Source organism: Chelatococcus daeguensis, from assembly GCF_001887265.1.
Taxonomy (GTDB): domain Bacteria; phylum Pseudomonadota; class Alphaproteobacteria; order Rhizobiales; family Beijerinckiaceae; genus Chelatococcus_A; species Chelatococcus_A sambhunathii.
In genome coordinates this window covers 2,602,840-2,625,272 of sequence record NZ_CP018095.1, presented here as the reverse complement: position 1 = coordinate 2,625,272, position 22,433 = coordinate 2,602,840, and the positions used below count along the sequence as shown (strand labels likewise).

19 protein-coding genes, 1 tRNA gene and 1 pseudogene are annotated in these 22,433 nt (G+C 68.1%); 16 read left to right on the top strand and 5 right to left on the bottom strand.

Translation table 11 applies throughout. The annotated features are described in order from the left end of the window. Positions 1–75: 75 nt before the first annotated feature. Genes BOQ54_RS12495 through BOQ54_RS12485 form a run of 3 tightly spaced genes read left to right on the top strand, consistent with a single transcriptional unit; the run spans position 76 to position 2,830 of the window. Entirely contained in the window at positions 76–1,200 is a 1,125-nt protein-coding gene (locus BOQ54_RS12495; protein ID WP_145979770.1) for an endonuclease/exonuclease/phosphatase family protein, read from the top strand. A gap of 11 nt (positions 1,201–1,211) precedes the next feature. Then, complete coding sequence (locus tag BOQ54_RS12490; protein ID WP_055457418.1) at positions 1,212–2,117, top strand: PhzF family phenazine biosynthesis protein; 906 nt, start codon at positions 1,212–1,214, stop codon at positions 2,115–2,117. Further along, complete coding sequence (locus BOQ54_RS12485) at positions 2,114–2,830, top strand: hypothetical protein (RefSeq protein ID WP_055457417.1); 717 nt, start codon at positions 2,114–2,116, stop codon at positions 2,828–2,830. The genes BOQ54_RS12490 and BOQ54_RS12485 overlap by 4 nt, the downstream gene beginning before the upstream one ends. A 55-nt stretch (positions 2,831–2,885) precedes the next feature. Here the strand turns inward: BOQ54_RS12485 and BOQ54_RS12480 are convergent, their stop codons facing one another. Beyond that, positions 2,886–3,218 carry a hypothetical protein gene (locus BOQ54_RS12480; RefSeq protein WP_071924004.1) on the bottom strand — a complete coding sequence of 111 codons (333 nt, stop codon included), beginning with the start codon at positions 3,216–3,218 and terminating at the stop codon, positions 2,886–2,888. A gap of 446 nt (positions 3,219–3,664) precedes the next feature. Between BOQ54_RS12480 and BOQ54_RS12475 the strand changes: the two genes are divergently transcribed. After that, positions 3,665–5,233: a 2-isopropylmalate synthase gene (locus BOQ54_RS12475; protein WP_071924003.1), complete on the top strand. Its 1,569-nt coding sequence runs from the start codon at positions 3,665–3,667 to the stop codon at positions 5,231–5,233. 163 nt (positions 5,234–5,396) lie between these two features. Next, positions 5,397–5,472, top strand: a tRNA-Lys gene (locus BOQ54_RS12470). Positions 5,473–5,735: 263 nt separating this feature from the next. Here BOQ54_RS12470 and BOQ54_RS12465 read toward each other — a convergent pair. Beyond that, on the bottom strand, positions 5,736–6,167 hold the full coding sequence (locus tag BOQ54_RS12465) for an SAM-dependent methyltransferase (protein ID WP_071924002.1): 432 nt from the start codon (positions 6,165–6,167) through the stop codon (positions 5,736–5,738). A 257-nt stretch (positions 6,168–6,424) separates the two neighbouring features. Here BOQ54_RS12465 and BOQ54_RS12460 point away from each other — a divergent pair, with 257 nt between their 5' ends. The 3 genes from BOQ54_RS12460 to BOQ54_RS12450 are packed head-to-tail and all read left to right on the top strand — an operon-like array spanning position 6,425 to position 8,565. Then, on the top strand, positions 6,425–7,198 hold the full coding sequence (locus BOQ54_RS12460; protein ID WP_063189227.1) for an SDR family NAD(P)-dependent oxidoreductase: 774 nt from the start codon (positions 6,425–6,427) through the stop codon (positions 7,196–7,198). Positions 7,199–7,215: 17 nt separating this feature from the next. Beyond that, a complete protein-coding gene (locus BOQ54_RS12455) occupies positions 7,216–7,755 on the top strand; it encodes a 2,4'-dihydroxyacetophenone dioxygenase family protein (RefSeq protein ID WP_063189224.1) in 540 nt (179 codons plus the stop codon). A 27-nt stretch (positions 7,756–7,782) separates the two neighbouring features. Continuing rightward, complete coding sequence (locus BOQ54_RS12450) at positions 7,783–8,565, top strand: SDR family oxidoreductase (RefSeq protein WP_055457412.1); 783 nt, start codon at positions 7,783–7,785, stop codon at positions 8,563–8,565. Between the two features lie 20 nt (positions 8,566–8,585). Here the strand turns inward: BOQ54_RS12450 and BOQ54_RS12445 are convergent, their stop codons facing one another. Next, complete coding sequence (locus tag BOQ54_RS12445; protein ID WP_055457411.1) at positions 8,586–9,587, bottom strand: UDP-glucuronic acid decarboxylase family protein; 1,002 nt, start codon at positions 9,585–9,587, stop codon at positions 8,586–8,588. Between the two features lie 374 nt (positions 9,588–9,961). On the opposite strand from BOQ54_RS12445, the pseudogene BOQ54_RS12440 reads away from it, so the two are divergent. The 3 genes and pseudogenes from BOQ54_RS12440 (at position 9,962) to BOQ54_RS12430 (ending at position 12,188) form a co-directional block, all read left to right on the top strand. Further along, positions 9,962–10,762 (top strand): annotated as a pseudogene (locus BOQ54_RS12440) (sugar transferase). A gap of 186 nt (positions 10,763–10,948) precedes the next feature. Then, a complete protein-coding gene (locus tag BOQ54_RS12435) occupies positions 10,949–11,386 on the top strand; it encodes a hypothetical protein (protein WP_055457409.1) in 438 nt (145 codons plus the stop codon). Beyond that, positions 11,355–12,188: a WecB/TagA/CpsF family glycosyltransferase gene (locus BOQ54_RS12430; RefSeq protein WP_055457408.1), complete on the top strand. Its 834-nt coding sequence runs from the start codon at positions 11,355–11,357 to the stop codon at positions 12,186–12,188. The genes BOQ54_RS12435 and BOQ54_RS12430 overlap by 32 nt, the downstream gene beginning before the upstream one ends. A 3-nt stretch (positions 12,189–12,191) precedes the next feature. Here the strand turns inward: BOQ54_RS12430 and BOQ54_RS12425 are convergent, their stop codons facing one another. Then, positions 12,192–13,616 (bottom strand): O-antigen ligase family protein, encoded by a 1,425-nt coding sequence (locus BOQ54_RS12425; RefSeq protein WP_071924001.1) that lies wholly within the window; start codon positions 13,614–13,616, stop codon positions 12,192–12,194. A gap of 166 nt (positions 13,617–13,782) precedes the next feature. Here BOQ54_RS12425 and BOQ54_RS12420 point away from each other — a divergent pair, with 166 nt between their 5' ends. The 5 genes from BOQ54_RS12420 (at position 13,783) to BOQ54_RS12400 (ending at position 20,813) form a co-directional block, all read left to right on the top strand. Next, positions 13,783–15,042, top strand: coding sequence for a glycosyltransferase (locus tag BOQ54_RS12420; protein ID WP_055457406.1), 1,260 nt, complete (start codon positions 13,783–13,785; stop codon positions 15,040–15,042). Positions 15,043–15,045: 3 nt separating this feature from the next. Further along, complete coding sequence (locus tag BOQ54_RS12415) at positions 15,046–16,575, top strand: hypothetical protein (protein WP_071924000.1); 1,530 nt, start codon at positions 15,046–15,048, stop codon at positions 16,573–16,575. Further along, entirely contained in the window at positions 16,572–17,669 is a 1,098-nt protein-coding gene (locus tag BOQ54_RS12410) for a glycosyltransferase family 4 protein (protein WP_071923999.1), read from the top strand. Before BOQ54_RS12415 ends, BOQ54_RS12410 begins: the two co-directional genes overlap by 4 nt. A gap of 29 nt (positions 17,670–17,698) precedes the next feature. Next, positions 17,699–18,451, top strand: coding sequence for a metallophosphoesterase (locus BOQ54_RS12405; protein ID WP_071923998.1), 753 nt, complete (start codon positions 17,699–17,701; stop codon positions 18,449–18,451). Positions 18,452–18,668: 217 nt separating this feature from the next. Continuing rightward, positions 18,669–20,813: a GumC family protein gene (locus BOQ54_RS12400; RefSeq protein ID WP_071923997.1), complete on the top strand. Its 2,145-nt coding sequence runs from the start codon at positions 18,669–18,671 to the stop codon at positions 20,811–20,813. A gap of 18 nt (positions 20,814–20,831) precedes the next feature. On the opposite strand, the gene BOQ54_RS12395 is transcribed toward BOQ54_RS12400, so the two are convergent. Next, a complete protein-coding gene (locus tag BOQ54_RS12395) occupies positions 20,832–21,446 on the bottom strand; it encodes a transglutaminase-like cysteine peptidase (protein WP_055457401.1) in 615 nt (204 codons plus the stop codon). Positions 21,447–22,433: the final 987 nt, after the last annotated feature.

Sequence of the window (22,433 nt, the reverse complement as noted above, 5' to 3'; positions counted from 1 at the left end):
GCGCCTAATAAGGCGCTGCGGCAGCGTCGCCGGGCGAGGCCGACAGGACGAGGATTTGGGCGGATGCGGCTGCGCGTGGCGACGTTCAATGTCGAGAACCTCATTGCGCGCCACCGCTTCGGCACGGCGGCGCGCATCGAGACGGCGGCCGCCATGTCACTGTTCGAGTTCTCCTCCAAGGAACATCGCGAGGCGGTGGAGCGCTCTGTGGCGGTGGCGCTCGAGGACGACAAGCGGCAGATGACGGCGCTTGCCATCGCCGAGGCTCATGCCGACATCCTGTGCTTGCAGGAGGTGGACAGCCTCTCGGTGCTGGAAGCCTTTTTCGCCAATTACGTGCATCGTCTCGCCGACAAGCGCTACGGCCATTTCCGCCTCAGGCACGGCAATGACGTGCGCGGCATCGATGTGGCCTGCGCCATGCGGCGCGATCTCGTCGCCGGGCCGGGCGCCGTGCGCGCCACCTCGCACGCCGAGCTGACCTTCCGTGACCTCGATGTGTTCGATGACGACCTCGCCGCGATGGGGCGCCTCGAGACGGACCGGCTCTTCCAGCGCGACTGCCTGATGGTCGATGTCGATCTCGGGGAGGCGACGCTCACGCTTTTCGTGTGTCACTTCAAGTCCATGAGCAACGGCCGCGACGACGGGCGCATCGCCACGCGCCCTCTGCGGCGAGCCGAGGCGCGGGCCGTGCGCCGCCTCGTCGAGGCGCGTTTTGGACCCGCCGTCGCCGAGGCGAACTGGCTCATTATCGGCGATCTCAACGGCTGCGAGGAGACCATCGGTCCCGGTGCCCGCGTGATCGCGGAAGGGGAAAGCGGGTTGGAGCCGCTAACGCACGGCTTTGCCGTCAATCCGCTCGCCGACCTGCCGGCGCACGAGCGGTGGACGCATTTCCGCCGCGCATGGTCGGAGAGCGAGGGGCACATCGTCGAGCGGCACATGCAGCTCGACTACATCCTTCTGTCGCCTGCGCTCGCCGCGGCCAGTCCGGCACCCGAGGTCGAGATCGTGCGCCGCGGGCTGCCCTATCGCGTGCCGCTCGACCCGCGGCAGGAAAATCGCTCGCTGGCGGCACTTGCGACCTCCTGCGATCGTTATCCTCGTGTCGGCTGGGACCGGCCGAAGGCGAGCGATCATTGTCCGCTCGTCGTCGGGATCGACCTGCCGGCCCGACGCAACCCGCCGCAAGCATAGGAATTGAGACGATGGGACGCCGCTTCTTCACGCTCGACGTCTTCACCGACACCGCGCTCGGTGGCAATCCGCTCGCCGTCGTGCTCGATGGGCAGGGGCTCGGCGATGCCGGCATGCAGGCCATTGCCAAGGAGTTCAATCTGTCCGAGACGGTCTTCGTGCTGCCGCCCGAGGATGCGCACCATCGTGCCAGCCTGCGCATCTTCACGCCGACGGCGGAACTGCCCTTCGCGGGCCATCCCACCGTCGGCACCGCGGTACTGCTCGGGCTCATCGACCACGGGCCGAGCCCCGGTGCCCTCGCCTTTACGCTCGAGGAGAAGGTGGGCCTCGTCCCCTGCGCCGTCGAGATCGCCGGCAAGGGTAACGGGCGGGCGACCTTCACCTTGCCGCGCCTGCCGGAGCGGCTGAGCGAGCTTGCCTCGCCCGCAGCCCTTGCCGCGGCGCTCGACCTCGCCGTCGAGGACATCGGTTTCGGCATGCACCAGCCGGCCAAATACTCGGCCGGCGTGCCCTATGCCATCGTGCCGGTGGCGGGGCGGGCGGCGGTCGACCGGGCGCGGCGGCGGGTCTCCGCCTGGGATGCCGCCTTCGGCGACGGGCCACGCGCCAATGCCTTCATCTATTGCCGCGAGCCGGTGGACGCCGGCCATGCCTATTATGCCCGCATGTTCGCGCCGGACCTCGGCATCGGAGAGGATCCGGCGACGGGCTCGGCGGTGGCGGCCTTCGCCGGCGCGGTCATGGACTACGACACGCCGGCGGACGGGGAACACATCCTCGTCATCGAGCAGGGCTATGCCATGGGGCGCCCCTCCCAGATCGAGCTGACGCTGACGGTCGAGGGCGGGACGCTTGTCAAGGCCGCCATCGGCGGCGCGGCCGTCGTCGTCAGCGAGGGAGCGCTGTTCCTGTGATCGAAGAGCCGATGATCCTGCCGCTCGCCGGCGTCGAGGCCTGGTGCGAAGAGGGGGCCTGGCCCTGGGCCGAGGAGCACAGGGCGGCGATCGACGCGCACTGGGCGCGCCGGACGGCCGAGAGCCCGGCGCTCTACAACGGGCGCGTGCTGATCTGCTGCGAACGGCGGGTAGAGGACGGCATCCTCAAGGTGCGCTACCGGGAAAGCGACTATGCGAGCTTCCTCGCCATGCGCGATCTCGACTTTCCTCCCGGCAGCGCGGGCAACTGCTTCGCCATGGCGGCGCTGCAGGCAGCCGACGGACCCTATCTGCTCGGCATCATGGGCGACCATACGGCGAACGCCGGACGCATCTACTTCCCCGCCGGGACGCCGGATCCGGGTGATGTCCTGCCCGACCGGCGCGTGGACCTCGCCGGCAGCGTCAGCCGGGAACTCCTCGAGGAGACCGGGCTCGGCGAGGACGATGTCGTCATCGCGGAGACGTGGACAGCCGTGTTTCACGGCGCGCGCACCGCACTGATGCGCCCGGTGCGCTCGCCCCTGCCAGCAGACGTGCTTCGTGCGCAGATTGATGCGTGGCTGGCGCGGCAGGAGCAGCCGGAACTGGCGGGAATGCACGTCGTGCGGGCACCGGCGGACATCGATTCGGAGCGAATGCCCTATTTCACGCAGGTCTTCCTGCAGCATCTGCTGGACGGCCCGCGGTGAGGAAGCGGGCAGCAGGCGGCAGGTTCGAAGCGCAGCCTGCCGCCGGTCGTCCGGCTCAGCGATAGCCGTAGCGCGACTTGGTGGCGGCCAGCATGGCGACCGCGTCGCGGTCGGCGCCGCTCGTGCAGGTGCTCGCGGCCTTGTCCACTTCCGGCGTCATCTTGGCGTAGACGGTGGGGCTGAGATAGCCGGTGTCCACGTCGCGGCGGGTGATCTCGCGGAAGGTGTTGATCTCGCGGGCGCAGGCGCTGTCGCCCGGCAACTGCGGCACGGCCGGGGTGGCGGCGGCCTGCTGTGGCACCGGCGTGCCTCCCGTCGTGTTGCAGGCGGCGAGGGAAAGTGCCAGCACGGTTGCGCCGAAAAGCGTCGGCAGCGCGCGGATCGTCATGTCTCAACCTCTCCATTGTGGTGTGGAATCGCGACACGGCAGCCTTGGCGGGCAATTGGGACGCGTCAATGGCAAGAGCCGGATCGACGGGCCCTGCCGTGCATTCGCCGCTAAAGTGTTGCTTGTCAGCACGGGGTGTCGTCGTTTAGAAGCAATCCGGACATGTCGCCAGCGCATCGGGTGCGCTGGGCGAGCGCGAGGGGAACGGGCCGTGGTCATTTCCGGCTCCAGCATGACGATGGCAGACGCGGCATCCGCCGCCGCATCGTCGCGCGCGCTCGGCGTTCTTCGTCTTTCCGGTCTGCTTCTTCTCCTTAGCCGCCCCTGAGCGCCGGCTGGGCACGCATGCCTGGGCACTCAGGGGATGACGCGAAGATCTCGATCATCGACGAATTTCGACGACGCGCCGGCCGCTGTGCCGTGCTGCCCGAAGAGGACAGTTCACCATGACCCATCCCACGACCGACGCCGATAAGAAGGCGAGCGACCGCGTCATCATCTTCGACACGACGCTGCGCGACGGCGAACAATGCCCCGGCGCCTCCATGACCTTCGAGGAGAAGCTGGAGGTCGCTGAACTCCTCGACACGATGGGAGTGGACGTCATCGAGGCGGGCTTCCCCATCGCCTCGGTCGGCGACTTCGAATCCGTATCGGAGATCGCGCGGCGCACCAAACGCGCCGTGATCGCCGGCCTCGCCCGCGCCATCCCCGGCGACATCGCCCGGGCGGGGGAGGCGGTGCGCCATGCGCAGCGCGGCCGCATCCACACCTTCGTATCGACCTCGCCGATCCACCTCGCCCATCAGATGCGCAAGTCCGAGGAGGAGGTGCTGGAGATCATCGCCGCGACGGTGGCCCAGGCGCGCAACCTCGTCGAGGACGTCGAGTGGTCGGCCATGGACGCGACGCGCACGCCGGTCGAGTACCTGTGCCGCTGCGTGGAGGCCGCCATCAAAGCCGGCGCCACTACCATCAATCTGCCGGATACGGTCGGCTACGCGACGCCCGACGAATACCGCACCATGTTCCGGACCATCCGCGAACGGGTGCCGAATGCCGACAAGGCCATCTTCTCGGTGCATTGCCACGACGACCTCGGCCTCGCGGTCGCCAATTCGCTGGCCGGTGTCGAGGGCGGCGCGCGCCAGGTCGAGTGCACCATCAACGGTCTCGGCGAGCGCGCCGGCAATGCGGCGCTGGAAGAGATCGTCATGGCCATCCGGACGCGCCGTGACATTCTGCCCTACGAGACCGGCATCGACGCGACGATGCTGACGCGGGCCTCCAAGCTCGTCTCGGCGGTGACGTCCTTCCCGGTGCAGTACAACAAGGCGATCGTCGGGCGGAACGCCTTCGCGCACGAGAGCGGCATCCACCAGGACGGCATGCTGAAGAACGCCTCGACCTACGAGATCATGACGCCCGAATCCGTCGGCGTGAACAAGACCTCGCTGGTGATGGGCAAGCATTCGGGCCGCCACGCCTTCCGCGAGAAGCTGAAGGCGCTGGGTTACGACCTCGGCGAGAACGCGCTGGAGGATGCCTTCCGCCGCTTCAAGGACCTCGCCGACCGCAAGAAGAACGTCTACGACGAGGACATCGAGGCGCTCGTCGACGAGGAGATCCTGACGGCGCACGACCGCGTCAAGCTGGTGTCGCTGTCGATCATCGCCGGCACGCGCGGCCCGCAACGGGCGACCATGAAGCTCGACGTCGGCGGCGAGATCCGCACCGAGGAGGCGGAGGGCAACGGCCCGGTCGACGCCACCTTCAACGCCATCAAGGCGCTGGTGCCGCACGAGGCCGTGCTCGACCTCTATCAGGTGCACGCGGTGACCGAGGGCACCGATGCCCAGGCCGAGGTGTCGGTGCGGCTCTCGGCGCAGGGCTCGTCCGTGACCGGCCGGGGCGCCGATCCCGACACGCTGGTCGCGTCGGCGCGCGCCTATCTCGCGGCCCTCAACAAGCTGCTGATGCGCGGCGAGCGGCTGCACGCCCACGCCGCCGAATAAGGAAAGGCGGCCCGGCATTGCCGGGCCGCACCTGTCCCGGCCCGCGGCTATCCACAGCCGCGTGGCCGTGACGGAAAAATGAACAGGACCTGCTGGACAAGTCCCGCGGTCTTTGCTACTTCCCCGCTCGTTCCGCCGGCAATGGCTGGCGCGGCATGTTGATGGGCGCATAGCTCAGTTGGTAGAGCAGCTGACTCTTAATCAGCGGGTCCTAGGTTCGAGCCCTAGTGCGCCCACCATCAACTCAGTGAAATTGAAACTTTCTGCGATGGTACCGTTCATCGCCCGGTTGCCCGGCTGACGTTCCGGCGCGGAGAAGCGGGCGCTGCCGACCCAATGGGCGACGGAAGGATGTCGTCCGTTCCGCGGCTGCGGCGGCAGGCGATATGACCGGTCCCGTCGCGAGACCAGGTCGCTTCTCCGGGTTACGGGGGAGAGGGCGCGAGACTCTTCCCATCCATGACTGACGGTCAGCAGCCGTATCGCTAGCAAAGACAGAGGATCAATCGTCGAGCGCGATCTCACGCAGGGGATCGCCACCGTCGATGAACAGCCGCCCCTGCGGCGACAGGGCCGCGACGAGGCGGCGCCTGATCCTGCGGCCAGCCTCGGGGTAGCGGCCGTCCAGCGCGCCGACACGAATGGCAACCGCGATGTCGTAGGGCGCTTCGCCGGGCGCGCGTTCGAATTCCTCGGCCGCCATCTGGCGCAGGCTCAGGCGCCCCGCAGCGATCTCCTCCTGTGAGAGCGCTCGTGCCTGCGCGATGGCCTTGGCCGAGCGATCGATCGCCAGCACATGCCCGTCGCCGATGCGTTGCGCGATGGCGCGGGCCATCGCGCCGGGCCCGCAGCCGATTTCCAGTACGCGAAGGCCATTGGACAGTGGAAGGGCATCCACAATGGCGCGCAGGCGCGGCGAGAGTTCCGTCCCCATGCGATTTCCCGGTCGATAGCCCCGTCGGCAGAGCCGGCCTGCGGGCGTCATGGAATTCTGGCAAGCGCCCGAGACAGTCGCAAGCCAAGCGCGCGGAGCGCGGCAACGGGCGAGCTGCCGCGCCAGCACAACCCGCGCCTGCATCCCGCGAATGGCGTTCGGCGCCGACATGGTCGATGTTAGGGCCAAGGGCTGCGAGCCCGTGCAACAATCGGCCCAAAGAGGCCTCCGCGCCGGCGGCGCGGCCTGGAGGAAACATGACGGCAACGACACCGGGCTCGGGCCCGGCGATCACTCAGGCTTTCGCGGCCGATCTCTTCGCCGGCCGGTCCGTGCTGGTCACGGGTGGCACGAGCGGCATCGGCCTCGGCTGCGCCAGGGCCTTTGCGGCTCTCGGCGCCGGCGTCGTCGCGACGGGCGCGACGGCCGCCGAATGCGAGCGTGCCGCGGAGGCTGGCGGGGAGCGGCTCACCTTCGTGCCGCTCGACGTGCGCGACAATGAAGCCATCAGTGGCCTCCTTGCGGGCTTCGAGCGCCTCGACGTGCTGGTGAATGCGGCCGGCGTCATTCGCCGCGATGTCGAGTTCGAGCCCGAGGTCTTCGCCGACGTGGTCGATATCAATCTCAACGGCACGATGCGCATGTGCGCCGGTGCGAAGGCGAAGCTCGCGCAGAGCGGCGGCGCCATTGTCAATGTCGCCTCGATGCTGTCTTTCTTCGGCGGTCCGCGCGTGCCGGCCTACAGTGCCTCCAAGGGTGGCATCGCGCAGCTCACGAAGAGCCTCGCTGCCGCCTGGGCCGCCGACGGCATCCGCGTCAACGCGGTCGCGCCCGGCTGGATCGCGACGCCGCTGACGGAGGCGCTGCAGAAGGATAAGGAGCGCAGCGGCGCCATTCTTTCCCGCACGCCGATGGGGCGCTGGGGCACGCCGGAGGAGGTGGCGGGCGGCGCCGTCTTCCTCGCGTCGCCCGCGGCGCGCTTCATCACCGGCGCCATCCTCGCCATCGATGGCGGCTATCTCACGGTCTGATTTCGGGAGGAGAAGACATGAACGGGCAAGATCCCGCCGCCGGCGGTATCGACGAGAAGTGGCTGCCCTATCGCCATCCGCAGCCTAGGGAATCGCCGCCGGAGCTCGTCATCCCCCATGCCATTCCCAACGACGAGCGCATCTGGGTGCCGGTGGAGGAGAACGTCTGGTTCCGGCCGCTGCTGATGGCCGCCTCGCGCGGCTACTGGATGAACTTGCTCAAGGTGCGCAAGTCGGGTGTGCTCTCGCGCCACCGCCATCCGCAGCCGGTGCACGCCTTCGTGCTGAAGGGCGAGTGGCGCTATCTGGAGCACGACTGGGTGGCGCGCGAGGGCTCCTATGCCTACGAGGCGCCGGGAGAGACGCACACGCTCGTCGTCGACCCGCATGTGGAGGAGATGATCACCCTGTTCCAGGTCAACGGGGCGATGATCTACGTCGATCCGGACGGCAGGACGGTGGGTTATGACGACGTCTTCACGCGCATCGACAAGTGCCGGGCGCATTATTCCAAGAACGGCCTCGGCGCCGACTACATCGACCAGTTCATTCGCTGAGCGGACCGACCACGAGGGAAAAAAGCAATGGATTTCGGCATCGCAGGGCGCAACGCCCTCGTCTGTGCGGCGAGCAAGGGTCTCGGCAAGGGCTGCGCCCTTGCTCTGGCCCGCGAAGGCGTCAATGTCACCATCACGGCGCGCACGCCTGCGGATTTGGAGAGGACGGCGGACGAGATCCGCCGCGCCGCGCCGGGCATCAGGGTGCAGACGGTCGCGGGCGATATCGCGACCGCTGAGGGGCGCGAGGCGGCGCTTGCCGCCTGTCCGGCGCCCGACATCCTCGTCAACAATGCCGGCGGTCCGCCGCCCGGCGACTTCCGCGACTGGTCGCGCGAGGACTGGATCAAGGCGCTCGACGCCAATATGTTGACGCCGATCGCGCTCATACAGGCCACGGTCGACGGCATGATGGAGCGCGGTTTCGGCCGCGTGGTCAATATCACCTCGAGCGCGGTGAAGGCACCGATCGACATCCTCGGCCTCTCCAACGGCGCGCGCTCCGGCCTCACAGGCTTCATCGCCGGCTTGTCGCGCAAGACAGTGCGGTACGGCGTTACCATCAATAACCTGCTGCCAGGACCGTTCGAAACAGACAGGCTGCGCGGTACGGCTGCGGCGCGCGCCGCCCAGAGCGGGCGGACGCTGGAAGAGGAGATCGCGGCCATGGCAGCGGCCAATCCGGCCGGGCGCCTCGGCACAGCGGACGAGTTCGGTGCAGCCTGCGCCTTCCTCTGCAGCGTGCACGCCGGCTACATCACCGGCCAGAACTGGCTGATGGACGGCGGTGCCTATCCGGGCACCTTCTGAGCGCCTGCGCCGGGCGGTCGTTACGGAAAGACCGCTGGCGCACGCTGCGACAGGAGGGCGTCGAAATACTCGATGGTGCGGCCGAGGCCGACCTTCATCGGCACTGTAGGGCGCCAGTCGAGCACCTCGTCGGCCAGCGAGATGTCGGGGCGGCGCTGGCGGGGATCATCCGCTGCCGGCGGGCGTCGCACGATATGCGAGCGCGAGCCGGTGAGCGAAATCACGAGTTCCGCCAGTTCCGCCATCGACACCTCCTCCGGATTGCCGAGATTGATGGGGCCGGTGACATTGCCGTCGGTTTCCATCAGTCCGACAAGGCCGCGGATGAGATCATCGACGTAGCAGAGCGAGCGCGTCTGGGTGCCGTCGCCGAAGATCGTCAGATCCTGCCCGGTCAGCGCCTGCACGATGAAGGTGGAGACCACGCGCCCGTCGTTGGGATGCATGCGCGGCCCGTAGGTGTTGAAGATGCGGGCCACCTTGATCGGTACGCCGTGGGCGCGGTGATAATCGAAGAACAGCGTCTCGGCGCAACGTTTGCCTTCATCATAGCAGGCGCGCGAGCCGATGGGGTTGACATTGCCCCAGTAGCTTTCCCGCTGCGGGTGCTCGGTCGGGTCGCCGTAAACCTCCGAGGTCGAGGCCTGGAGAATCCGGACGCCAAGGCGGCGGGCGAGATCCAGCATGTTGATGGCGCCGAGGACGCTCGTCTTCGTCGTTTCCACCGGCGAAGCCTGATAGTGCAGCGGCGAGGCCGGGCAGGCGAGATTGTAGATCTCGTTCGCCTCGATTTGGACCGGCACGGTCACGTCATGGCGCACGATCTCGAATTTGTCGCTGTGCAGCAGACCTTCGACGTTGCTGCGGTCACCGGTGAAGAAGTTGTCGAGGCAGATGACGTTGTATTTCTTGTGCAGTAGCGCCTCGCAAAGATGGGAGCCGAGGAAGCCTGCACCACCCGTGACGAGGGCCGTGCGCGATGCGCGGGAGGGCAAGCGGTCAGCGATATCGATATGACGCATGGGACGCCCCGTCCGGCCGTGACCGTCGTGCTCGAATTGGGCCCGAACGGAAAGAAGATATCAAGTCAAATTGAATCGGAAGGTGAACGCGGGTGCAACGGCGAGCCGCCGAATTCGGCCGAAAGGCGCGTTACTCTCTTCAACGTGAACGCAGTTCCCGGGACGAGCGGTAACGAATGGACCTGTGCTTGTCGATAAGGCGACCGCTGAAGTTGTTCTGCGTCATTATTCCATTCATGTTAACGATATTCGTCAAAGGTTCAGGATCGCGCGACGGCAAGAACTTTCCGTAGTATCCTGTTTGGAGATCATCTAAACTGTCGTTCTAAGAGCAGGGGCCCGTCCCGTGGGGGATTGGCGTCGGTTCGTATGGCATGATGAGTTGCTTCATGCGGTTGTCGACGTGGAGCGGCGCCCAGAGGGCGACGCTGGGGCAGAAACCGTCGGGAGGTGGCGTGAAGACGCCGTCCTGGCTGGATCGGTTTCTGGCCGCGAGGTGCGGCGGGTACGAAGCGGCCGACCTTGCGGCGCTTGCCGAGGACCTTTCGGAGCGGGGCGTTCGCTGGCCACGAACCGCGCGGGCATGCAAGCGCGGCATGGACATCACCGGCGCGCTCGGCGGCTTGCTGCTGCTGCTGCCCGTCCTCCTCGTCATCGCGCTTCTCATCAAGGCGACGAGCCGGGGGCCGGTCTTCTTCGGCTCGCCGCGCGTCGGCCTTGGCGGCCGACCGTTCTTCATGTTGAAATTCCGGACGATGTACGCTGATAGGGGCGATCCGACGGGCGTGAAACACACCGTTGTCAACGATCCGCGCGTGACGCCGCTCTGATCCGTGCTGCGCCAGCGCAGCCTCGACGAACTGCCCCAACTGATCAACGTGCTGCGGGGCGACATGTCGCTTGTGGGGCCGCGCGCCCATCCCGTCGGTATGCTGGTCAATGGCGAGCGCTACGAAACCGTGGTTCCTGCCTATCCGCTCCGCCATCTGGTGCGGCCCGGCATGACGGGCCTTGCCCAGCTGGCCGGTTGGCGGGGTGCGGTCACCGACCCGACGCACGCCACGCGGCGCGTCATCTGCGATCTTGCCTACATCCGTCGTTATTCCCTCCTGCTCGATCTCGTCATTCTCGTTGTGACGGCCGCGCGGGAGTTCTGGACCGGGTCGGGGACGTGACATGCCGCCGATCCTTCTGGCCGCGGTCGATGTGGAACGAAACCTCTTCTTAGCAGTCGGGCGCGAGACTGGAGCTGCATTCGGGACAATGGTAAGGTCTTGTCGATTCAATCAGAGGCCTGAATGCGCTCCGGCAGGGATATCCTGCCCCAATGTTCCGTTCCCAGAACCGTGGAACGTATCGCCATGCTGATCACCATCGCTCTCGGGGCACTGGTCCTTGGTCTCGTCGCCGGTCGGCGCGGCAAGGCCGTCGCCTGGGCCGGCGGATCCTTTCTCGCCGCGGTCGCAGGCGGCATTGCGGGCGGCGCGTCCGGTGGATGGTCCGGCCTTGCGGCCGGCGCCGGAACGGCCGTCCTTGCCTTCAACGGAGGCCTCATGCTCGTCCTGCTGCTAGAGCTGGCGCATTCGCAGCGCAGCGGTGCTGTGCGCCACGCGGCCGCTGGTGGGCCGGACGACGTTGCCGAGCGTCTCGGCGAGGTTGACATCGCTGCTTCTGCCCTCGCGCGCACCGCCGCGATGATGAAGGAGCGGGAAGGCCGGCGGGCCGGCGAGACGGCTCGCAAATCGATCGGCAAGACAGAGGGCCAAGGTGCCGACAGCCCGATCCGCAAGTCCCGCTGAGGCGGCGCGCGAGCCGCTCGCCGCGCCAAGGATCAAGTTCCTCGGCGCCCCCTTCGATCTTCTGCCCAAGGATGCGGTGCTCCACCGGCTGAAGGCCTGCAGCCCGGCAGACCGCTTCGCCTATGTGGCGACGCCGAATGTCGATCATGTCGTGCGTCTGTCCCGCCAGCCGGACCTGTTGGGCGCCTACGAGGCGGCCTGGATGTGCTGGTGCGACAGCCACCAGATCGAGCGTCTCGGCAAGCTCGTGGGGCTCGACCTGCCTCATCTCAACGGCACCGACGTGATGGAGAGGCTGTTCGCCGAGGTGCTCGTGCCGGGCGACACGCTTGCCGTGGTTGGCGCGAATGCCGCGCTCGGCGAGGCGCTGCAGCAGCATTTTCCACAGTACCGCTGGCACTTCCATGCCCCGCCCATGGGATTGGCCCATAACCCGCTGGCGTGGCGGGCTGCGCTCGATTTCGTGGCGGAGCATCCCGCGCGCTTCGTCTTCCTCGCCGTCGGCTCTCCGCAGTCGGAGCGGCTCGCGCTTGCCATTCTGGAGGAGGGGCGCAGCTGCGGCACGGCCTTCTGCATCGGGGCGGCGCTCGAGTTTCTTGCCGGCCGCAAGCGGCGGGCGCCGGCGCTGATGCAGACGCTCGGGCTCGAATGGCTGCACCGCCTCCTGCAGGAGCCGCGTCGCCTCTGGCGCCGCTATGCCGGTTCGCTCCTGCCCTTGATGCTTCTCTTTCTGCGCGAGGTCAGGGAAAACGGCCTGCGCCGTGCGCAGAAAGTGATTCCGGAACGGCAGGCAAGAAGCTGATTTTTATCGGCTTTGGCGTGGTCGTGCTGGTTCGCTCGCCGGCTTGGCCGCACTGACGATGCCCATGGCGAGGGCGGCGGCGGCGGTCAAGGTGATCGCCTGGTACTGGAGCGCGAAATCGACGAGGCCCTGGACCGCGAGCAGGAGCCAGCTCGTCAGGGCGAAGAGCGCGACGTGCCAGTCGCTCTCGGAGCGGCGCAGCGCGCGGGCGCACATCAGCATGAGCAGCATGACGAGCAGGAGCATGGCCGCCGCGGCCGGCAGGCCGAGCTCGACGGCGAGTTCCAGGTAGATGTTATGGGCCTGAGCCCAGATGAGAAACATCTCCTGCCCCGGCTCGCGCCACGCCGGGAAGACGAGCTGGAAGGTGCCGGCGCCGATGCCGGTGAGCGGCCGGGCCGCGATCATCTCGGCGACCGTGCGGTAGAGCCACAGGCGTGACTGGCCCGATCCACCGTCGGCCTCGATGCGCGCCATCAGATGGGCGCCGCTGACATGCAGGGTCGCCAGCGCCAGGCCGACGAGCATGACGGCGAGGAGCGGGACGATCAGGACAGGCGCGCGCCGGACGCTGACGAGGAGCAGCAGGCCGACGCCCGCCGCAAGGGCCGTTGCGGCCGCGCCGGAGCGCGAGCCGGTGAGGACGATGGCGTTGGCCAGGATGGCGAGCGGCACGAGGAGCAGAAGCAGATAGGCGAGCGAAGTCGCCGACCGCCGCCGGACGGCGCAGATCGCTTCCGCGAGCGCGGCGAGAAGGCCGATGCCGAAATAGGCCGCGGCGGCATTCCGGTTGACGAAGGTGGCGGTCAGCGAATCGCGATAGGCCCATTTCTCGAACCAGAGGATGGTGCTGGACCCCATGAGGTTGAGCACCAGGCCGTAGAGCGCATAGGCGGCGCTCGCCCACATGAGCCAACGCAGGAGGGCCGCGGCGCCGCCCGGGTGCGTGGCGAGCCGCAAGGTCACCCAGAAGACGGCGGCGGCCGTGGCGAAGCGCAGCGCCGCGAGCAGCGTCTGCCAGGGCGCCGCGGTGATGCGGGCCGTCAGCGGCTCGCCAAGGGCCTCCGCAGCCGCCGCCCAGATCGGATCAGCAAGGGGAGAGCCAAGTGCGAGCGGCATCAGCGCCTGCACCAGCATCCAGCCGAGAAGGGCGGTGGCAAGCAGCGCGCTCAGGGCAAGGCCGGTGCGAATCAGGCCATCGAAGCGCGTGGGCGCTGGTCGTAGCAGGGCGACGGCCGCGACGAAGCAGCCCGCAACGACAGCGTTGATGCACCAGAACAGCGGACGGTTCGACGCGAGCGGCAGGGGCAGCAGGCCGAGAAAGATGCCCCAGGCAGCGATGAGAAGGCGCGCGGGGGTAGAGAGGACGGCCTGCGGCGCCGTGATCGTGCGGTCCCCTTCCGGATGGCTGGCAACGCTTGCTGTCATGGCTGTTTGGTCGCCTGCCCGTGATCTTCCCGCGCCGCGATCCTAGTTCAGGTCTGCCGCACCGGTCCATGGCGGGCGGCAGTGTGCCCCTTGCGGCCGAGCAAGGCCGGCCCGACAATGATGCCGGCGGGCGGGCGCGGAGGCGTCCCACGCCGGAGGAGATGCGTTGGGGCAGGCGGGGCCGAGAATCCTCATCGTCATGCGGCGGGTGCCGACCCATGCGCGCGTCGGCAACACGGCCGTTCTCGTCGCGCTGGCCGAAGCGCTGCGGGACCGAGGGGCGCGCGTCGACCTCCTCGTCGTCTCTGCGCGCGCCTTCGGGCGGCGGCCGGCCATGCGCATCGACCTACCCGCTGGCAGCTTCGACCGCCTCCATTGCGCGCAGGCTCTGCGGCTGGGCCGGTGGGTCGTCGCGACGCGGCCCGGCCCGTGGATCGGCGCCATCGGAGCGATCGCCGGGCGGATCCTGCGCAGCGGGCGGGGCTCGCCCGGCGTCTGGCCGGCCACCCTGCCCGTGACGGCCGGGGAGATCGCAACGGTCGAGGCCGAGCTGGCGCGTGCACCATGCCGCGCCGTCATCGCGGACTATGTCTTTCTTGCGCCGCTTGCCCGCCTTGCCATGGCACATGGCGCGCGCGGCATCGTCTATCTTCACGATCTCATGTCGCTGCGCCACCACCGTTTCGTGGAGCAGGGGCGTTTGCCTGACGTGCCGGCGATGACGCTCAACGAGGAGGTGGGGCTCGTCAGCGGCCTCGATGCCGCCGTGGCGATCCAGGAGGAGGAGGCGCGGCAGCTCTCGGCCCATCCCGCTGCCCCGCCCGTGCTGGTCGCCTCGATGCCGCGCAGGGCGGTGCGTGTTGCGCAGGCGGCCGCCGATCCCGATCGGCTCGTCTTCGTCGGTTCGCACAATCCGGCCAATGTCGATGCCCTCGAATGGTTTTTGGGCGACGTCTGGCCGCGCCTGCAGGGGCGGCGGCCGAAGATTCGCCTCGATGTCGTCGGCGCCATCGGCACGGCTTTCCCCGATCTGCCGCGGGGGGTGGAGCGGCATGGCGCCGTGGCCGATCTTGCACCGTACCTGTCGCGCGCGGCACTCGCCATCGCGCCGCAGCGCATCGGCAGCGGGCTCAACGTCAAGCTCCTCGACTATCTGGCGCACGGCCTGCCGGTGGTGGCGAGCCCGCTTGCGCGCGCCGGCCTGAAGGAGGAGGCCGCGGGCTGCGTGCTCGAGGCCGCGGACGGCGAGGCCTTCGCCATCCGCATCGAGGCGCTCCTGGCTGATGACGGGAAGAGAGCCGCCTGCCGGGCTGCCGCCTTCGCCTATGTCGAGCGTCATCATTCGCCCGAGGCGGTGTATCAAGGCCTCTTCCGCGTCATCGGTCTCGACTGTCGGCCGGTGCCGTCGGACGTCGCGGGGGACTGATCCGTGCATGCGCCCGTGAGCCTCGGCAGCAGCCTCCTCATCTTCGCCAGCGGGCGCCTCGCCGCCGTCGCGCTCGGCTTTGCCTTCCAGCTCCTCGTCGTACGCGTGCTGCCGCTCGCCGATTATGCCGGCTATGCGGTGGCAATGGCGGCAGCCCTCCTGGCGCAGTCGCTCCTGCTCTTTGGCGTGCCGACGGTGCTCGCCTATGAGGCGAGCGCGCGTCATCATGCGGGCGACGGTCCCGGCCTGCGGCGCTTGCTGGGCCGCGTCGCGGCGGTGCGGCTCGGCGTGCTCGCCCTGTTCGCCCTCGTCGCCTTCCTGGCGTCGGCGGGCGGTTTCCTGCCGGCATCGGCCCACGGCGTGCTGATCGCCGCCGCCGTTGTCTGGGCAGCGGGACTTCTCCTCGCGAGCGACGCCGAAAGCATCTGCCAAGTCCTTGGGCAACAACGGCTGAGCCGCGCCGTCGCCGTCGGCGAGCCACTTGTACGGCTCGCCGCCCTCGTGACGGCCGTTGGGCTCGGCTGGCCCGTGGAGGCAGCGACCGTCGTCATGCTTTGCGCCGCGACCACAGCCCTTGCCGGGCTCGCCCTCGTCGGCGCGGCAGCGGTGGGTGTTGCCCGGCTCGGCGCGATGTCCGGGAGCGGGCAGACGCCGCGGCAGAACCTCGTGGCGCTTGCCGGCGCGAGCTATCTCAGCACGGCCGGCGCCATGGTCATGAGCCCGCCCGCAGTGCGTCTGGCGGTGTCGGGGGCGATGCCGGTCGAACTCCTCGCGGCCTTCTCCTTCATGCAGGGGCTAATGTTGAGCTTCCTGCGCCTGACATCGGGCATTGTGCTGTCGCCCTTCATCGAGCCGGCGGTGATGAGCCATGCGGCGCGCGCCGGCTCGCAGGCCCCAATGGCGGCGGCGCTGTCGCTCGTGTTCAAGCTCGACCTCGTCGTCTTCTCCACGGCTGTCGTCGGCCTGCTTGCCGGCGGGCCGGCGGTGCTGGCGCTGCTCGCCGGCGGGCGTTTTGCGGGTCTCGACTGGCTGCTGCCGGTGCTCTTCGTCCTGCCGCCGCTCTATGGCTTCTATCGCAGCCTGGAGACGGCGGCTGCCGTGATGGCGCGCCGGCGGGCGCTCGCCACCGTCCTGCCCATCGGTCTCTTCTGGCTCGGGATGCTCATCCTGACCGGTCTGGTGATGCCGCTCGTTGCTGCCCTTGTCATCCCGATTCTCGACATCGGCGCGCGTCTGCTCCTGCTCGCGGCGAGCCTCAGGAGGAGCGGCGTGCGCGGCATCTGCGATCTGCCCTTCCTCCTCGTCGTCGTCGCGAGCGCGCTCATTGTCGGCATGGGCGCGCGTCTGATGGCGGCGGATGTGATGCCGGCCATGCAGATCCTCGTCGCGGCGCTGGCGGCGCTCGTGCACCTTGCCGTGGTGCTCGGCCGGGCGCGGCGGCTGCCGGCGGCGGAACACGCCATCGTCGCCGCAGCGATGCCGCGACTTCTGCGTTTCCTGCCCGCGTCCGCAGGGCGAGAGGCCGTGCCATGACAGCCGCAGCCGCCGGGCCGACCCTGACCGTTATCGTGACCCGCCTCGGCATCGACGGGGGCATGGACCGGGTCGTCGAGGCGATGGCCGCAGCGCTCGCCGACAGGGGCGGGGAGGATGTGCGGCTCATCTGCGTGACGACGCGGGGCCGCCTCGGCAAGCTCCTGTCGCCCCTTGTCTTCGCCGGTGCGCTCGCGCGCTGCCTTGCTCTCGGCCTCAGCGGCGGGGCGGATGTGGCGCATCTCAATCTCGCCACTCGTGGCAGCGTGCTGCGCAAGGCGTTGATGGAGCGCGTCCTGTCGCTCGTGGGCGTTCCTGTCGTGGTGCATCTGCACGGAGCCAATTTCGACGATTACTACGCCGCCTGCGGCTCCTTCATGCAGGCGGCGATCCGCACCCTGTTCCGCCGTGCGACCTGCGTTGTGGTGCTTGGCAATCACTGGCGGGATTTCGTCACGCGCATCGCCGGGCCGGAGGTGGCGACGGCGATCGTCTACAATGCCGTGCCACGCGTCCCGGCTGCGGCGGAACGTGAGGATGGCGGCGTACATCTCGTCGTGCTTGGCGAGGTCGGCGAGCGCAAGGGCACCGACGTGCTGCTCGACGCGCTGTCCCTGTTGCGCGGGCGCAGCGTTGGTGGCTGGCGCTGCACGATCGCCGGCAACGGAGCTGTGGAGCGCTTTCGCGCGCGGGCGGAAAGCCTCGGCCTGTCGGGGCTCGTCACCTTTCCCGGCTGGCTCGATGCGGGCGCGGCAAAGATGCTGGCGGGGCGGGCCGATATCGTCGTCCTGCCGTCCCGGGCCGAGAACCTGCCGATGAGCATCGTGGAGGCGATGGCGGCGGGCAAGCCGGTTGTGGCGACCCCGGTCGGAGCTGTCCCGGAGATCCTCCATGACGGGGTCGAGGGCCGGCTCGTGCCCGTGGGCGACGCGGGTGCGCTTGCCGATGCGCTCACCGTGCTCATCGGCGACGGGGAGATGCGCCGGCGCATGGGAGAAGCGGCGGCGGTGCGCCATACGGCCGATCTCGACAGCGCGGTCTTCATCGAACGGCTTGTGCAGGTGTGGCGCAGGGCGGCGGGGAGGACGGGATGATCGCGGCGCGACGCGCACGATGGTCGGGGATGTTTTCGGCGCGCCGCCGGCTGCGCACCGTCAGCCTCGGCGCTGCGGCAGTGCCGGAGGGGCTGCGCGTCTATTGCGTCGGCGATGTCCACGGGCGGGCGGATCTGCTCGCCCGCGTGCTTGCCGCCATCGCGGAGGACACACGAGGCCATGGCGGAGAGGTGGCGCTGGTGACGCTCGGGGACTATGTCGACCGGGGGCCGGACTCGGCGCAGGTGCTTGAGATGCTGGCGGCCGGGCCGCTACCGGGCGCCGCCTTCCATCCGCTCATCGGCAACCATGAGGTCATGCTCCTTTCCGCGCTGATGGGCAGCGGCGATGCCATGGCCTGGCTGACGAACGGCGGCGACGCGACGCTCGCATCCTACGGTATCGATTGGCGCAACCTCGCGCCAGAGCGCGGCTTTCCGGAACTGCCAGATGTCCTGCGGCGGCACATGCCGCAGGGTCATGTCGATTTCCTGCGACGCTGCGCGCTGACGCATGTCGTCGGCGACTATCTCTTCGTGCATGCTGGCATCAGGCCGGGGGGGCCACTCGCGCAGCAGCGTCCGGAGGATCTCGTCGGCATCCGCCGGCCGTTCCTGGATGCGGCAGAGGTCTACGAGAAGGTTGTCGTTCACGGCCATACGATCGTCGCGGCGCCCGAGGTCTGTCGGAACCGCATCGGAATCGACACAGGAGCCTTCGCCTCGGACGTGCTGTCGTGCCTGTGCCTCGAGGGGCGGGGGTATCGTTTTCTCACGTCATAGGCAGTCGTCGTGCGCGTTGTCGCCCGCCCCTTCAGCGTGCTAGCCTTTTTGCTGTCAGTTGTCCCGTTCGGGGATAAGGAGAGCTCATGGCGTTCGTGCGTCTTCCGCATTCGCCGCGCAACGCCATCTCCGCTGCGCTCTTCCGAAAGCCGATACCCTGGTCGACGAGTCCCGTGCCGCCCCGCGACGGGGCGACCGGCCGGGAGGAGGGGCACCCTTGAACGAGTTCGATCTCCAGTCGCTTACGGGCCTGCTGCGTCGCCAGCGATTCACCATCGCCGTCACGGTCATCGCCGTTCTGGGGCTCGTCATCCTTGTACTGTCGCAGATCCCCTCGCGCTATTCCGCGACGACGCTCGTCATGATCGACCCGCGGGAGCAGAGGCTGGTCAGCCTCGACAACGTTACGCCCGCTCCGCCCAATATCGGCGCCGTCGACGGTGAGGTGGAGATCATGGCCTCGCCGGTGATCGCGCGGCGCGTCATCGCCCGGCTCAACCTGCAGGACGACGAGGAATTTAACCGGCCGGATCTTCTAACCCAGATCGCCGCGGGATTGTGGCCGGCCGCCGTCGATGGGTCCGAGGGGCAGGCGCAGCCGGGACAGCCCCTTCCGCCGCGCGTCGAGCGGCGCATCATCGACCGGCTGGCGCGGCGCGTCGACATCGCCCGCCGCGGCGTCACCTCGATCATCGCCATCGAAGCCTCCTCGCGCGATCCGGACAAGGCGGCCCGCATCGCCAATGCCTATGCCCAGGCCTATATTGAAGACCAGATCGCGAGCCGGCTGCGGCTCGTGGCGAATGCGGAGCGCGTTCTCGCCAGCCGCGTGACCGACCTCGGCGAGGAACTGCGGCGGGCCGAAGCCGAACTCGACCGATTCACGCTGGAGCAGGCGATGGAGCGGATGGGGGAGGACGGCCGCAACCGCCTGGTTTCGCTCCGGACGGCTCTCGAGGAGGACATTGCCGCACGGACTGATGCGCTCGCGCGGCTGCGAACGCTCGAGCCCCTGGTGCAAGACGCAGACACCACCGGCATCGCAAGGGCCTTGGCAGGGGGCGAGAGCGATGCCCTCACCGAGGAGCGCCGGGAGATCGAGCGGCAACTGTCGGCCGGAAGGTTGCCGCCGGCGCGGGTTACAGCCCTGCGCACACGCATCGCTGCCATCGATGCCCGGATCGTGGCGCTCGGCCGTGCCCGCACCGAGGAACTGCAGCGCGCGGCCGATGCGTCCGAGCAGCGCGCACAGCAGGTGCGCCGCGACCTCGACATGCTCGTCAACACGTCAGACCTGCCGGCTGATGCGTCGGTCCAGCTCTACAAGCTGCGCGAAGAGGTGGCGGCGAACCGCGCGCTCTATCAGAACTACCTCGGTCGCCTTAGACAGGTGAGCCAGCAGCGTGGCCTCGTGCTGGCGGACAGCCGCATCGTCGCCGAGGCGATGGCCGCGGTGCGGCCGAGCTTTCCGCCGACGTTGCCGATCCTCGTCGCCTCGCTGTTCCTCGCCTTCGGTGCGGGTTTCGGTATCGCCTGGGTTCGCGACACCTTTGGACGCGGCTTCCTCAAGGCGGACGAGGTCGAGGAGGCGACGGGGCTCGACGTCGTCGCAAGCCTGCCGCAGGTCGAGTCGGCCAGAGCCGCCGTGCCAGTGCAGGACAAGGTGGTGCGCGAGCCCGGCTCGGGCTACGCCGAGGCGATCCGCCGCCTGCGCCTGGGGCTCGACATCCTGATGAGCGCCGGCGAAGGCGAGGCGGGGGGAAAGGTCGTGCTCGTCACCTCGACGAAGCCGGGGGAGGGCAAGTCCGTCACGGCCGTCGCACTCGGCCGGGCGGCGGCTCTGGCAGGCCGCAGAACGCTCCTCATCGACTGCGACCTGCGCAAGCCGAGTGTGCATCGCCTGCTCAAGGTCGACGTCAAGACGGGCCTTGTCGACATCCTCGCCGACCGGGCCACGACTGCCCATGTCAACGATGTGCGGGTCATAGACCCGCTCAGCGACATGTCGGCCTTCATCAGCGGCGATGCCCAGTTCTTCCCGGCCGAGAGCATCCTCGATTCAGCCCGTTTCCGGGCGTTGCTCGAGGGTTGCCGCAAGGCCTTCGACGTCATCATTCTCGATGCGCCACCGCTGGCCGTCGTCTCCGATCCGTTGCTGCTCGCCGTCTATGCCGACGTGGTGCTCTATGTCGTGCACTGGAAGACGACGACGCAGCGCGAGGTGCTGCAGAGCCTCAAGGAACTTCGCCGGGTCAAGGGCGAGACGGTCTATGTCGCGCTCAACGGGGTCGCTGCGGCATCGGGGGAGGGAAGCTACTATCCCTATGCAGCCAAAAGTCGAAAGCCGGGCCGGAGCGCGTGAGGCCCGCCCGGCGCCAGATCAGACGTTGTGCCAGACCCACATCTGCGTCGGTGACTGTACCTTTTCCCAGGAATAGGACGTGCTGCGCCAGGGCTTGACCTCCTGAACGAGGTTATCGAGGGCATAGTCGCCCCTGTCGGTGCGCACCAGCAGCACGGCGTGCTGCTGGCCCCACGACGTGCGCACAAGCGCGATGAGAAGGGCGCTGGAGGGCCAGCCCTGCGCGAGCAGGCGCTGGCGCTTGGTCAGAGCGAAATCCTCGCAGTCGCCCGACGCACCGCCAATGCTCCACTTGTCCGCGACGCCGAGCCGGTTGATGTCCTCGACAGCGCGCATGCTGCGGTTGACCGCGGCGTTGACGGCCACCATCTGCTGCAGCCTCTTGCGCGACAGGACCACCTGACCGTCGCGTGTGACATCCGCCTGGCCCTTGCGCGGGCGACAGACGGACGGCTGGGCGATGCAAAGTTCGTAATAGCCCTGGGGGATCGGCACGGACATTCCGAGGTGGATGTGTGTCGAAGTGCCGAGCCCAACCTCCTCGAGCGGGTCGACAGAGGGGGCGGTCATGGCTGGGGCCGCAGACATGCACAGCATTGCGGCTGCGGCAATGGCAAGCTCTTTGGTCTTCATGGTGGGACGCCTCTTATTGTTTCGAATGCGGCAATTCTGCGTCCCTTCTTATAAATATCCCCTGCTGATAAAAGCGCAATTGTACGTATTCATTGTCGAAGATTATTGTCCTAATCTTAATTCAACTTATGGTAAAATTTGAAGTAACTGTTAACCATAGGGTTTTATGGGTTTGGTGGTTGCCTTTGATCGAGGCGCGCGGCGTTCAATCGTTCAGTGGCGATGTATTCTCTACCTTGCGGGGCCCCGGCTCCGGCCTCAGTGCGCCGATGGGCGTGCGGCATGACGGCCGCGCGTGTCCTCGCGCGGCGTCGCCGATCCAAGGGGATATCGAGGGCAGCATTCCTGCCCTGGCCCTCGAATCCTGGACGATTTTCTGCGGGAAGGGGCAGGCGGGCTGCCCGGCCTCATGCCGGGGCTGCGTTCCCCTTTGGGGGCTCCAGCCACAGCCGTGCAGACCGGCGGAGCAATGTCGCAAGGAGGGGAAAGGCTGCCGCTCGGGCCGCGCTCAGGAGCAATTTGTCCGGGCGGGGCGGACGGTTGGATGCAAAACAAAACCCGCAGAAGGTCTGCGGGTTTTCAGATGAAACTGCCGAACGCTGTCTCGTCTACGCTTCTTCTTCTGCCGGCTTAGCCGCTGCTGCTCGAGTTGTCAGCAAGCGGAGAGGGCGCGTCAATCGCGGCAGGCCGATCGGCAACCACGGCGACGAATCCGACGGGGCACTGGCCGCCGCGCTCGAGCACGAAAGCCGGAGCCGTGTTTGGCGGAACAGGCTGGCACACGATGGCCTGGAACGGGCCGAGGTTGATCGTCGGAGCCTGCTGGGCACCGGCCGGGACGAAAGACAAGGCATAAGCACCTGCTGCGGCCAAGGCCGCCAAGGTGTAACGAGACCGAATGAGCGGTAACATGGCCGCGCCCCTCCATTAGAGATCGGTAAAAATTTATCAGTTTTTTAGTAAAAGAGAAAGCGGCCTTATTGACCG